This is a genomic window from Janthinobacterium sp. SUN128, from assembly GCF_030587275.1.
GTDB lineage: Bacteria > Pseudomonadota > Gammaproteobacteria > Burkholderiales > Burkholderiaceae_D > Janthinobacterium > Janthinobacterium lividum.
Window position 1 is genome coordinate 3,206,134 of the sequence record NZ_JAPWHY010000001.1, and the last position, 14,375, is coordinate 3,220,508.

A 14,375-nucleotide genomic window follows, 5' to 3' on the forward strand; every position below is an offset into this window, starting at 1 on the left:
AACAGCTGTCTAGACAGGCACCTCGCAAACACCAAACTTTCAACGACATTTTTTCCAATTGGAAAATTTAATTTAATTAACAATTGAAATTTGACACTTTCCTGCTCCTCGCAAATAAAATTCATCCGCTTTCACTCTGGTCGCTGCCATGCACATGCACAAATTCTCGGCAGTTCTTGACAGCCAAGATCAAAAAATGGTCTGATGAATTGCAAATTTAATCTATCAAATTTGTAAACATGGTAATTTTGAAAATAATTTCAAATGGCTAAATAAAACCCTAAGGAAACTAAAGTTTCCTAGTTGGAGGACAGACAATGATTGAAAAGAAATTAAGCAAATCCTTGCGCATGATGTTCGCAGGCACCTTGATGATGGGCGCCGGTTTCATGCACCAGGCAGCCCAGGCACAGGAAGCCAAGGCTGGCGAGGAGAAGCTGCAACGCGTGGTCGTGACCGGCTCCGCCATCAAGCGCGTGGATGCCGAAACCGCCGCGCCAGTGGAAATTTACAGCAAGAAAGATATCGAGCGCACGGGCGCCACCAGCGTCGCCGAGCTGGTACGCAACCTGGCCTCCATCGACATCAATGACCAGGGCGAACTGAGCGCCAGCTCGCCTTCCGGCTCCGGTACTACCAACATCAAGATGCGCGGCTTGAGCGAGCGCAACGTGCTGATCCTGTTAAACGGCCGCCGCTTGCCGACCAATGCGCTGGCTGACGGTTCGGGCGCGGGCGCCGCGGTCGACGTCAACGCCATCCCGCTGAGCGCGCTGGAACGCATTGAAATCCTGAAAGACGGCGGTTCGGCCATTTATGGCGCCGATGCGGTTGCCGGCGTGATGAACTTCATCACCAAAAAGAACTACCAGGGCCTGGAAGCGAAAACCAGCTACGGCCAGAGCTCGCGCTCGGACGCCAAGGAAAAGACGGCCAACCTCGTTTACGGTTTTGGCGACTATGACACCCAGGGCTTCAACGTGCTGGCCACGGTCGACGTGTTCAAGCGCGATCCGATCTACCGCAAGGACCGCGACCTGACCCGTTCGGCCGACTTCCGCCGTTTTGGCGGCCCCGATGGCCGCAGCGGCTTCCATCCTAGCGGCAATATCGCCGGCGGCGGCACCCTGGTGCCATGCCCACCGGGTGATCTGAGCGCCGGCTCCTGCCGTTTCGACGTCAACAAGACCTTGCTGACCTCGACCAATGGCGCCGACCGCGCCAGCGGCATGCTGATCGGTAGCCTGAAAATCAGCGACAGCATCCGCGCGTTTGCGGAATTTACGTATTCCGAAAGCAAGGATGACTTCGAATCCCAGGCCGCACCTGGCAATTTCCAGGTCAACGGCAAGACTGTTGCTGGCCGCTTCATGCAAATGGGTCCGCGCAAGACCAACCGCAAGGGCACAATGACCCAGTTCTCGACGGGCCTGGAAGGCACGACGCGCGGCATCGACTGGGATGTAGCCATCGGCAAGGGCGTGAGCAAGGCTACCAACCGCGATTCGAACTACGCGCACTACGATCTGTTCAACGAAGCGATCGAGAATGGCTCGATCGACCCGACCCGCACCGACAACGCGCAGGCAGCCGTCGACAAGATCCGCCTGACGCCTACGCGCGCCGGCAAGTCGGAACTGACCTTCTTTAACGCCAAGGCTTCCGCGCCGATCATGGACCTGGCAGGCGGCGCGATGGCTTACGCCGTCGGCGTGTCGTACAACAAGGAAACGCTGAGCGACCAGCCCGACCAGAACCAGATCGATGGCGTGGTCTTCGGCAGCATCCAGCAGGCTGCCGTCAAGGCGGACCGCAATTCCAAGGGCATCTTCGGCGAACTGTCGATTCCATTCCTGAAAAACGTCGAAGCACAGGTCGCCGTGCGCTATGACGACATCTCGAATGTCGGCAGCAAGACCAGCCCGAAACTGGCCTTGCGCTACCAGCCGCTGAACAACCTGATGTTCCGCGGCTCGTATGCGGGCAGCTACCTGGCGCCATCGCTGAAACAGATGTTCGGCGGCGTCGATGCGGGCGCCTACACGACGAACGACAAGGAAGTCTGCAATGCCTTCCCTTCGATCTCGGGTAACTGTACCAACTTCTCCTACTACCAGGTCTCCGGCTCCAACAAGGACTTGAAACCGGAAACGGGCAAGACCTACAACCTGGGCATGGTGTTCTCGCCAGTGAACTCGCTGACGGTCAGCATCGATTACTTCAAGATCGACAAGAAGAACGAAATCGGCACTCTGTCGGAACTGAAGGCCATCGAGCGCGGCAACGTCGAAATCAAGAATGGCGACGCCCGCATCCTGCTGAACAACCAGAACCTGGCCACCACCGAAGTGCGCGGTTTCGATACGGACCTGCGCTACACCTCGCCGCAAACGATGTTCGGCAAATTCACGATCCGCAATGCGTCCACCATCTACACCCGCATGGAAACGCAGGATACGGAAACCGATCCGGTGCAAAGCACGCTGAAGACGTTCATGAATCCGAAGTACCGCAACACGTTCACGGCCAGCCTGGAAAAGGACAATATGTCCGGCTCCCTGGTGATCCGCACGACAGGCGACATGATCGACTCGGACTTGCGCCGCGACGAAATCAAGCCTGGCACCCGCACGATTCCTTCGCACACCGAAGTGGATCTGACGGGCCAGTACGTGGCGATGCAAAACCTGACCTTCACGGCCGGCATCAAGAACCTGTTCGACAAAATGCCGCCGTTTAGCATCATGGGCGCAGGCAACCAGTACGGCACCCTGGGCTTTGCCCAGCTGTACAACGTGCGTGGCCGTTACTTCTACATCGGCGCAGGCTACAAGTTCATGTAATGTAGCGCAATCCCCGGCGGCCTGAAACGGGCTGCCGGTACTGCCCACGAAAGCCGCATTCTTATGCGGCTTTTTTCATGTCCGGCAGGCGAAAAAAAGCCGCTGCAGGCAGCGGCTTTCGGACAGCTCTGGCGCCTACAGGAAGCGGTCGAGTATCTTGCGCGTGTTCTTGTCGATACCGAACATGTCGCGGATCAAAAAGTGGATGCCGTGGTTATCGGCGATCAAGAGCGACGTCGCGCCGATACGGCGGATGTCTTCCTCGCCTTTCAGCACGAATTGCGTCTCGCCCCGGTCCGTATCGACATGCCAGGTGCACGGCGTGGCGAAACTGGAGACGCTTTTCACGCGCGCGATCTCGGGCATGAATTCGCGCCCTTCCAGCTCTTCCTGCAGCAGGCTGCGCGCCGGCTCCGGCAAGGCGTCGATGCGGTCGATCCACGCCACTTCCTTGCCATTGCCCAGCACCAGCGAAATGCCTTCGTCGGGTGACTGGATGGGGAAGGCGCGCACGGGCGCCACGCCCTCAAAGACTTGGCCGTCCGCGTCCGTCATCACCAGCTTGCCGAAGGTGTCGCGGCTTAATGTAAAAGTTGTACTGGCCATGCTTATTCCTTGTCATCCAGGGCGAGTTCGTTGTTGCGCGCCTGTGCTTCGTAGAGGCGGAAATAGGCGCCCTCTTTCGCCATCAGTTCATCGTGGCTGCCCACTTCGACGACCTGGCCGCGGTCCAGCACCACCAGGCGGTCGGCCCGGTGCAAGGTCGACAGCCTGTGAGCGATGGCGATCGTCGTGCGGCCCTGCACCAGGTTGTCCAGCGCCTTCTGGATCTCTTTTTCCGTTTCCGAGTCGACCGACGATGTTGCTTCATCCATGATCAGGATGCGCGGGTCGATCAGCAGGGCGCGGGCAATCGAGATGCGCTGGCGTTCGCCGCCGGACAAGCCCTGGCCACGCTCGCCCACCATCGAATCGTAGCCTTGCGGCAAGCGCAGGATGAATTCGTGCGCATGCGCGGCGCGCGCGGCGGCGATGATTTCCTGGCGCGTCGCGTGCGGCTTGCCGTAGGCGATATTTTCCGCGATGGTGCCGAAGAACAGGAACGGCTCCTGCAGCACCAGGCCGATGTTGCGGCGGTAGTCGGACACGGCGAACGAGCGGATGTCGACGCCATCGAGCAGGATCGCGCCTTCCGACACGTCATAGAAGCGGCAAATCAGATTGACCAGCGTGCTCTTGCCCGAACCGCTGTGGCCCACCAGGCCGATCATCTCTCCCGCCTTGATGTTCAGGGTGATGCCGCGGTTGACGGCCCGGTTGCCATAACGGAAACCGACTTCGCGCAAATCGATGCGTCCTTCGATCTTGTCCAGTTTGACGGGCTGCGCCGGTTCCGGCACGCTCGACACGTGGTCGAGGATGTCGAAGATGCGCTTGGCGGCCGATGCCGATTTCTGCGTCACGGAGACGATGCGGCTCATGGAATCGAGTCGGCCATAGAAACGCGTGCTGTAGGCGATGAAGGCGGTCAGCACGCCGACGGTGATTTCGCCGCGCGACAGCTGCCAGATGCCGAAGCACCAGATGACCAGCAAGCCCATCTCCGTCAGGAAGGAAACGGTAGGCGAGAACAGCGACCAAACCTTGTTCAGCTTGTCGTTGACGGCAAGGTTGTGCGCGTTGGCGTCGCGGAAGCGGGCCGCTTCGCGTTTTTCCTGCGCAAACGCCTTCACGACGCGGATGCCGGGGATGGTATCGGCCAGCACGTTGGTCACTTCGCTCCACACGCGGTCGATCTTTTCAAAGCCCGTGCGCAAACGGTCGCGCACCAGGTGGATCATCCAGGCGATGAACGGCAACGGCGCCAGGGTCATGATGGCCAGCCACGGATTCATCGACCACAGGATCACGCCCGTCATGATGATCATCAGCACGTCGGACGCGAAATCGAGCAAATGTAGCGACAGGAAGACGCAGATGCGGTCGCTGCCGCTGCCGATGCGCGCCATCAGGTCGCCCGTGCGCTTGCCGCCGAAAAATTCCAGCGACAGCTTCATCAGGTGTTCATAGGTGGCCGAGCGCAAGTCGGCGCCCATGCGTTCGGACACCAGGGCCAGCACATAGGTCTTGCCCCAGCCCAGCAGCCAGGCCAGCAGGGCCGAACCGAGCAAGCCGCTCATGTAGTACACCACCAGCCAGGGATCGATATGCTTGCCGTTCTGATACGGGATCAGCACATTGTCCATCAGCGGCGCCGTCAGGTAGGGCGGAATCATGTGCGCGGCAGTACTCAGCAGCATCAGCATGAAGCCCAGGGCCAGCTGGCCACGGTAGGGGTGGGCGAAGCGCCACAGGCGGAACAGGGTCCAGGTCGATGGCGGCGTGTGCAGTACCTTGGCGCAGATCGGGCATTCTTCCTGCTCCGGTTCCAAGGGCGCCTTGCAGCTGGGGCACACTTCCTGCTCCGCTTCCAGCACGGGCTGGCCCGTCAGGTGGCTGTCGAGGCGCTCGACGAACTGTTCCAGCACGCGGATCGCATGCAGGTTCTGGCCCAAAGTGAAGCGCCACGACGCCAGGCGGCCGTGGTCGTCGAACAGTTCCAGGTGGCCGACACCGGCGTGGTCATGGTGCGTCAGGCGCAGTCCGGGGCGGAAAGACCAGCTTTTCCAGACGGTATCGCCCGGGGAACGGGCCAGTAAACGCTTCTCTGTGACAACAATTATGCCTTTTGTGAAACGTAATCGCGCATCGAGGTCAACCTCAACGCTACTTAAAACGTTCTCCCTTGGAGAAAGGTTGCTTTCCACTTCCGCCAGCCAGTGTTCCGGCAGCGAAGTGAGGGGAATAGTTGTTGCAGGAACACTCAGTTCAGTTGTCATCGTAAAGCATACTCCGGCTCGAGGCCAAGCCCTTCAGGGCGGGATTTGGGGGATGGGGCAGACGCCCGATCAATGTTTGTGTACTGCGCGATGGCGAGGCAGATGCACCAGTGGCAATTTCCTGTATTGTATCGAATGGATGCCTGCCGGTAAGGAATGATGGCAAAACGGAGCAAAAAAATGAGCGGCCATCGACCAGCGGCAAGTATACAACAGCCCGCTGTTGCGCAAATGCTCCAGCTTTGGCCAGAGTCGGTATCTTTATAACAAGTATGGCAACAATTAGTAACAATTAGAATGACAACACCAGCAGAATACGAGAAGCAAACGCGACAAGAGGCCGCTAAAAGTGGCACACTGCGCATACCCGGGATAAAGAACCAAGCACGAGCCTGAAAAGACTCTGTAGAGCCAACATAAAGTATCTGGCGCCCAGACGCCTGGCTTGTTATCAAGAAACCACTTACATGATCAAGAAGAAGAACATCGAATTTGCCCGCGTCACCCACTTGCGCGGCCCCAACATCTGGACTTACCGCCCGGTGATTGAAGCCTGGGTCGACATCGGCGAACTGGAAGACTATCCATCCAATACCTTGCCCGGCCTGTACGAGCGCCTGGTGGCGTGGCTGCCCGGCATGATCGAGCACCGCTGCGGCGTGGGCGAACGGGGCGGCTTTTTCGAGCGCCTGCGCGAAGGCACGTGGTCGGCCCACATCCTCGAACACGTCGTATTGGAACTGCAAAACCTGGCAGGCATGCGCACGGGCTTCGGCCAGACGCGCTCGACCAGCCAGCGCGGCGTCTACAAGATGGCCTTCCGCACGCGCGAAGAGCACGTGGGCCGCGCCGCCCTGGCCGCCGCGCGCGAACTGCTGATGGCTGCCATCAACGATGAAGCCTACGACCTGGAAGCGGCCCTGGCGCCCCTGCGCGACATGGTCGACGCGCGCTGCCTGGGCCCGAGCACGGCCAGCATCGTCGATGCGGCCACCGAACGCGGCATCCCTTCGCTGCGCCTGAACGACGGCAACCTGGTGCAACTGGGCCACGGCGCCGCGCAGCGCCGCATCTGGACGGCCGAAACGGACCGCACCAGCGCGATCGCCGAAGGCATCGCCAGCGACAAGGACCTCACCAAATTCCTGCTCAAATCGTGCGGCGTGCGCGTCCCCGAAGGCAGCCTGGTGCGCAGCGCCGAAGCGGCCTGGGAAGAAGCGCAAGACATCGGCGTGCCCGTCGTCGTCAAACCCTATGACGGCAACCATGGCCGCGGCGTATCGCTGAACCTGATGACGGAAGCGGACGTGAAGGCAGCCTACGACCTGGCCGCGCGCAAGGGCGACAGCTCGGCCGTGCTGGTGGAAAGCTTCATCACGGGCGACGAACACCGTCTGCTCGTGGTCGGCAACAAGCTGATCGCGGCCGCCAAGGGCGAATCCCTGTGGGTTGACGGCGACGGCGTCTCCACCGTGCTGGAACTGGTCAACACGCAGATCAATACCGATCCGCGCCGCGGCGAAGGCGAAGATTTCCCATTGGGCACCGTCAAGCCGCATGAATCGGGCGAAATCGTGCTGGAACTGCAGCGCCAGGGCATGACCGCCCTGTCGGTGCCGCAGGCGGGCCAGAAAGTGCTGATCCAGCCGAACGGCAACGTGGCCATCGACGTCACGGACGACGTGCATCCGTCCGTCGTGCATGCGGCCCTGCTGGCCGCGCGCGTGGTTGGCCTGGATATCGCCGGCATCGACCTGGTCACCACCGACATCACGCGTCCGCTGGAAGAGCAGCGCGGCGCCATCATCGAAGTCAATGCCAGCCCTGGCCTGCTGGCGCACATCAAGCCGGGCGTGGGCCAGCCCCGCCCTGTCGGCGCGGCCATCGTCGACCACCTGTTCGCGCCCGAGGAAACGGGCCGCATTCCGCTGATCGGCGTGACGGGTACGCGCGGCGCCAGCCTGATCGTGCGCATGCTGTGCAAGCTGCTCAACCTGTCGGGCCTGCACACGGGCGCCGTCTGCAGCGAAGGCATGTATCTGGACCAGCGCAGAGTCGTCAGCAGCGATTGCGTGAACTGGGATGCAGGCCAGCGCCTGCTGCTCAACCGCACCGTGCAGACGGCCCTGTTCGAGAGCAATCCGCGCATGATCCTGGCCGAAGGCCTGGCTTACGACAAGTGCCAGATCGGCGTCGTCACGGACATGGGCAGCCTCGATAGCGTCAAGGATTTCGACGTGCTGGACGAAGCGGGCCTGTACAAGGCCGTGCGCAGCCAGGTCGACGTGGTGGTGCCGACGGGCGTGGCCGTGCTCAATGCCGCCAACGCGCACGTGCTGGAACTGGCCGAGCTGTGCGACGGCACGGTGACCCTGTATGCGCAGGATGGCAGCCTGGCCGCCATCGCGGCGCAACTGGCCGCCGGCCAGCGCGCCGTATTCGTGCGCGGCAACCACATCGTGCTGGCCGAAGGCGGCATCGAAACGGTCTTGCTGTGCCTGGACCTGCTGAAACCGGCCACGGCCGGCAATGTCGACAGCGTGCTGGCCGTCGCGGCGGCCGCCTGGGCCCTGAACCTGCCCGTCGATCTGATTTGCGCCGGACTGCGCACCTTCGACGCGGCCCCCGGCTGCATCGGCAACTGACAGCACAGGCAAAGCAGCACTCAAGCCCGGCCATGACGGCCGGGCCCACAAGAACACAACAGGATTACGGTTTAATTATGGAAGTATCTCGCGTACGGGCCTTGCGGGGCCCTAACCTCTGGAGCCACGACACCGCCGTGGAAGCCATTGTTTCCTGCACCACGCAGGAACTCGACATCGCCCAGCTGCCCGGCTTCGAAGCCCGCCTGCGCGCGCGCTTTCCGCAACTGAGCCCGCTGCAACCGCTGGGCAATTACAACGCCGCGCCGATGGCGCAGGTGCTGGAACTGGCGGCGCTGGGCCTGCAGGCGCAAGCCGGCTGCCCCGTCACCTTCAGCCGCACCACGCCGACCCTGGAAACGGGCATCTTCCAGGTCGTCGTCGAATACTCGGAAGAAGCCGTCGGCCGCCTGGCGCTGGAACTGGCGCAGCAGCTGTGCCAGGCCGCGCTCGACGATGCGCCGTTCGACCTGGCCGGCGCGCTGCACCAGTTGCAGGAACTCGATGAAGACGTGCGCCTGGGCCCATCGACGGGCGCCATCGTCAACGCCGCCGTGGCCCGCAACATCCCGTTCCGCCGCCTGACCGAAGGCAGCCTGGTGACGTTCGGCTGGGGCAGCAAGCAGCGCAAGATCCAGGCCGCCGAAATGGACGGCACCAGCGCGATCGCCGAAGCCATCGCGCAGGACAAGGAACTGACGAAAAAACTGCTGGATTCTGCCGGCGTGCCGGTGCCGCACGGGCGTGTCGCCGTCGACGCGGACGATGCCTGGGCCGCCGCCTGCGAGATCGGCCTGCCTGTCGTCGTCAAGCCGAAGGACGGCAACCAGGGCAAGGGCGTGACCGTCAATGTCACCACGCGCGAACAACTGACGGCCGGCTTCCTCGCGGCGCAGGAATTCCGCGACGATATCCTCGTCGAGCGCTATCTGCCGGGCCACGATTTCCGTTTGCTCGTCATCGGCAACAAGATGGTGGCAGCCGCCCGCCGCGACCCGCCGCAAGTGGTGGGCGACGGCCAGCACACGGTGCGCGAACTGGTCGACCAGGTCAACCTGGATCCGCGCCGCGGCAGCGGCCACGCCACCTCGCTGACGAAAATCCGCTTCGACGACATCGCCCTGGCCAGCCTGGCCAAGCAGGGCTATGTGGCCGAATCCGTGCCGCCCGTGGGCCAGCGCGTGATCTTGCGCAATAACGCCAACCTGTCGACGGGCGGCTCGGCCACCGACGTCACCGTCGACGTGCACCCGGAAGTGGCGGCGCGCGCCGTCGCGGCCGCGCACATGGTGGGCCTGGACATCTGCGGCGTGGACGTCGTCTCCGAAAGCATCTTGAAACCGCTGGAAGAGCAGAACGCCGGCATCGTGGAAGTGAACGCGGCACCGGGCCTGCGCATGCACCTGGCGCCGTCGTTCGGCAAACCGCGTCCCGTGGGCGAAGCCATCATCGCCGCCATGTTCGCCGAAGGCGACGATGGCCGCATTCCCGTGGTCGCCGTCACCGGCACCAACGGCAAGACCACTACCGTGCGCCTGATCGCCCACCTGCTGACGGCTTCCGGCCTGCGCACGGGCATGACCAACACGGATGGCGTGTATATCGAAGGACGCCAGATCGACAGCGGCGACTGCAGCGGACCGCGCAGCGCGCGCAACGTGCTGCTGCACCCGGACGTGGACGCGGCCGTGTTCGAAACGGCGCGCGGCGGCATGCTGCGCGAAGGCCTGGCCTTCGACCGTTGCCAGGTCGCCGTGGTGACCAACATCGGCGCCGGCGACCACCTGGGCCTGAACTACATCACCACCGTGGAAGACCTGGCGGTCCTGAAGCGCGTGATCGTGCAGAACGTGGCCGACAGCGGCGTGGCCGTGCTGAACGCCACCGACCCGGCCGTGGCGCGCATGGCAAAGAATTGCAGCGGCACGGTGACCTTCTTCGCCGCCGACAAGACGCATCCCGTGATGGCCACGCACCGCGCACAGGGCAACCGCGTGGTGTACGTGGAGGACGGCAAGCTGGTCGCGGCGCAGGGCAAGGAGCGCCACGAAATCGCCCTGTCGCAGGTGCCGATCACGCGCAACGGCGCCATCGGCTTCCAGGTCGACAACGTCATGGCGTCGCTGGCCGCCGCCTGGGCCGTAGGACTGGACTGGAAAACCATCGCGCTGGGCCTGAAAACCTTTGCCAATGAAGCCGACAATGCGCCGGGCCGCTTCAACGTCTTCGATTATCGTGGAGCCACGCTGATCGCCGACTACGGCCACAATCCGGACGCCATCCTGGCGCTGGTGCAAGCCGTGGAAAGCATGCCGGCCAAGCGCCGCTCGGTGGTCATCAGCGGTGCCGGCGACCGCCGCGACGAAGACATCCGCCAGCAGACGGAAATCCTCGGCGCCGCCTTCGACGATGTGCTGCTGTACCAGGATCAATGCCAGCGCGGCCGCGCCGACGGCGAAGTCGTGGCGCTGCTGCGCCAGGGCCTGGACGGCGCCAAGCGCACCAGCCATATCGATGAAATCAACGGCGAATTCGTCGCCATCGACAAGGCCCTGGCGCGCTTGAACGAAGGCGATCTGTGCCTGATCCTGATCGACCAGGTGGAAGAAGCGCTGGCGCACATCGCCAAGCGCGTCGCCGAAGCATAAGCGCAGTATCATCGCGCACAAGGGCGGCCTGCGGGCCGCCCTTTTTTATGCGCGCGCACCGCCTCCCTGCGCGCACCCGCATGGTGCAAAAGCCCCCTTGCAAGCTTGTAAATTCAGGCATGGAAATTGCTCATAAGAAAACATAAATGGGCTGACAAGAAGGTGGGGCACGCATGGTGGGCAGAATCTCGCGCATGATCGGGAAATTGACGGTGGGGCGCAAACTGGCGCTGATCTATTTGCTCGACCTGTCCGCCGTCATCTTCATTTCCGGCATCCTCATCAACGAAAAATACATCGCCATCGATTTCTCGCGCAAGGAGATGGCGGGCAACGACTACATCGCCGCGATCCGCGATGCGCTGCTGCCCCTGGCACGCGCGCAAGCCGATGCAGCCGGATCGGCAGCTGCCATCGAAATGGCCGAGCGCCAGTTCGGCAGCGATATGCGCAGCGCGGAATTGAGCAGGGAATTTTCCGCCCTGCTGCGCCAGTCCGGCAGCACGCCCGTTGCGCCGGACGACGGCATCGCGCCCTCGCCCGCCTTCGTTGCCGGACGCGCACTGCTCACACGCGTAGGCAACCAGTCGAACCTCATCCTCGACCCGGACCTGGACAGCTACTACACCATGTCGCTGGTGATCCTGCGCTTCCCGGAACTGCTGGAAGTGATCAACAGCACGCGCGCCCTGGCCCTGCAACTGGCGACGGCCGAAGGCGCGCAGCGCCAGCGCCTGCAGACCCAGTTCCTGATCCTGGAAGGGCGCATGGACGCCACCATGGGCGGCATCGGCAGCGACTACACGGAGGCGTTCGCGGCCAGCACGCCGCTGCTGCGCCAGCACCTGGACGGCTCGCGCGCGGCCCTGCAGCAAGCCGTGGCGCAGTTTCGCGCCAGCACCCAGGCGCTGGCCGGCGCGCCTGTCAGTGCCGCTGGCAGCGCCGCGCTGCTGCGCCACGATGCAGCCGCCTCTGCGGCCCTGCTGCATGCCTGGCGCGAAGCGGAAGGCGAATTGCACCGCCTGATCCAGCTGCGCGTGGACGGCTTCTTTACGCGCATGTGGCTGCACCTGGGCACGGCCGTGCTGCTGCTGGTAATGATATTGGGCCTGGTGTTTTTCGTCGCGCGCCAGATCGCCCTGCCCATCCGCCGCCTGGCGCGCGTGGCGCAGGAAGTGCGCGAAACGGGCGACCATAGCCTGCGCGCCATCTGGGACAGCGAAGACGAAACGGGGCGCCTGGTCAGCGCCTTCAATACCATGCTGCAGCAGCTCGATTTCCAGCGCATGGCGCAGCAGGAACTGGTGGCCAGCGCCAGCGCGGCCGATGCGCAGCGCCAGCTGGTCGACGCCATTCCCATTCCGCTGATGGTCACCTCGATCCCCCATCACCAGGTGCTGCACGCGAACCAGGCCGCGCACGCGTGGCAGGGCGGCCTGGAACTGGACCCGTGGGTGGGCGGCATGAGTCCGCAAGCCCGTTCGCGCTTCTTCCAGCGCTTGAGCGACCTGGGCGCCGTCGATGAATTCGAAGTATGCTGGAGCGGCAGCGGCACGCCAACGTGGGCCCTGATTTCCGCGCGCCTGATCGACTACCAGGGCCAGCGCGCCGTGCTGTCGACCTTCACGCCGATCAACAAGATGAAGCTGATGGAGTCGCGCCTGGAACTGTGGGCCAAGGTCTTCGAGGCATCCGCCGAAAGCCTGATCGTGATGGACGCCGGCATGCGCATCATCACCGTCAACCAGGCCTTCCGCCGCCATTCGCTGTACGACATGGTGGAGCTGATCGGCAAGCGCCCGGCCTTTTTGCTCGCACCCGACAACAGTCCCGAGCAGCTCGACAGCCTGCGCCGGACCCTGGCGCGGCGCGGCTACTGGCAGGGCGAGATCCGGGTGCAGCGCAAGTCGCTGGAAAGCTATCCCGCCTGGCTGGTGATGAACGCCGTGCGCGACCTCGATGGCGTCACCACGCATTTCATCGCCAGTTCGCTCGATATCAGCGAACGCAAGGCCAGCGAGCGGCAGATCGAGCACATGGCCCACCACGACGCGCTGACGGGACTGGCAAATCGCCACGTGTCGAAGCTGCGCCTGGCGGCCGCCATCGCGCAGGCGCGCCGCAGCGGCGAAAAGGTGGGCGTGCTGTTCGTCGATCTGGACCGCTTCAAGCACGTCAACGACGCGCTGGGCCACCACGTGGGCGACGCGCTGCTGCAATCGGTGTCGGCGCGCCTGCTGCAGCTGGTGCGCGAAGGCGATACCGTCAGCCGCCTGGGCGGCGATGAATTCGTCGTCATCCTCAATGGCATCGGCGACGCCGCATCCATCGCCGCCCTGCTTGACACGCGGCTGATACCGGCCATGCGCCAGCCGCACCAGGTGGAAGGCAACGAGCTGTATGTCTCGTGCAGCGTGGGCGTGGCCATCTATCCGGACCACGGCGGCGACATGGATACCCTGATGCGCCACGCCGATGCGGCCATGTACCAGGCCAAGAGCGGCGGACGCGATCACGCACGCATGTTCACGCCGCAGATGCAGGAGCAGCAGTTGCAGCAGTTGCACCTGGAAAGCGATCTGCGTCACGCCATCGAACGACAGGAACTGGTGCTGTACTACCAGCCGCGCATCGATGCGAAAAGCAGCCGCCTGAATGGCGTGGAAAGCCTGATCCGCTGGCAACATCCGCAGCACGGCCTGATCGCGCCCGACAGCTTCATCCCCGCCGCCGAGGAATCGGGCCTGATCGTCTCCATCGGCGCGTGGGTCATCCGTGAGGCGTGCCGCCAGCAAGTGGCCTGGCGCGAAGCGGGCGCGGGCGACATCGCCGTGTCGATCAACCTGTCGGCCATCCAGCTGAAAAGCGGCGGCCTGGTGGCCACCTTGCGCGAAGTGCTGCGCGAATTTCCCGTCACGCCGGGACAGATCGAATTCGAGCTGACCGAGTCCATCCTGATGGACAACGTGGACGACACCATCGCCACCCTGCACGCCATCAAGGCACTGGGGTTTGCCCTGTCTATCGACGATTTCGGCACCGGCTATTCGAGCCTGAACTATCTGTGCCGCTTCCCGCTCGACAAGCTGAAAATCGACATGAGCTTCGTGCAGGACATCCACGGTTCGCCGCAGAATCTGGCGGTGACGAAAACCATCATCGGCCTTGGCCATACCCTGGGTCTGACGGTCACCGCCGAAGGCGTGGAAAGCGCGGCCGATGCCGACGTGCTGCGTCATGCCGGCTGCGATGAATTGCAAGGGTATTACTTTGCCCGCCCCATGCCGCAGGCGCACTTCATGGCCTGGCTGGCGCAAACCACCGCGTCCTGCGCCGCCTGACACTTCCTGTGGAGCGCCC

6 protein-coding genes are annotated in these 14,375 nt (G+C 63.1%); 4 read left to right on the forward strand and 2 right to left on the reverse strand.

What is annotated here, in order from left to right; genetic code table 11:
- Positions 1–317 precede the first annotated feature (317 nt).
- Positions 318–2,843, forward strand: a complete 2,526-nt coding sequence (locus tag O3297_RS14520; RefSeq protein ID WP_305049004.1) for a TonB-dependent receptor — start codon at positions 318–320, stop codon at positions 2,841–2,843.
- A 135-nt stretch (positions 2,844–2,978) separates the two neighbouring features.
- Here O3297_RS14520 and O3297_RS14525 read toward each other — a convergent pair whose 3' ends face one another.
- Positions 2,979–3,449: a DUF1854 domain-containing protein gene (locus O3297_RS14525; protein WP_034783381.1), complete on the reverse strand. Its 471-nt coding sequence runs from the start codon at positions 3,447–3,449 to the stop codon at positions 2,979–2,981.
- A 2-nt stretch (positions 3,450–3,451) separates the two neighbouring features.
- A complete protein-coding gene (locus O3297_RS14530) occupies positions 3,452–5,722 on the reverse strand; it encodes an ABC transporter ATP-binding protein (protein WP_249153439.1) in 2,271 nt (756 codons plus the stop codon).
- A gap of 467 nt (positions 5,723–6,189) precedes the next feature.
- Here O3297_RS14530 and cphA (O3297_RS14535) point away from each other — a divergent pair, with 467 nt between their 5' ends.
- The 3 genes from cphA (O3297_RS14535) (at position 6,190) to O3297_RS14545 (ending at position 14,356) form a co-directional block, all read left to right on the forward strand.
- Entirely contained in the window at positions 6,190–8,367 is a 2,178-nt protein-coding gene (gene cphA / locus O3297_RS14535) for a cyanophycin synthetase (RefSeq protein ID WP_099394391.1), read from the forward strand.
- A 77-nt stretch (positions 8,368–8,444) separates the two neighbouring features.
- Positions 8,445–11,015: a cyanophycin synthetase gene (gene cphA, locus O3297_RS14540; RefSeq protein WP_070281178.1), complete on the forward strand. Its 2,571-nt coding sequence runs from the start codon at positions 8,445–8,447 to the stop codon at positions 11,013–11,015.
- Between the two features lie 194 nt (positions 11,016–11,209).
- On the forward strand, positions 11,210–14,356 hold the full coding sequence (locus O3297_RS14545) for an EAL domain-containing protein (protein WP_305049005.1): 3,147 nt from the start codon (positions 11,210–11,212) through the stop codon (positions 14,354–14,356).
- The last annotated feature ends 19 nt before the right edge of the window (positions 14,357–14,375 follow it).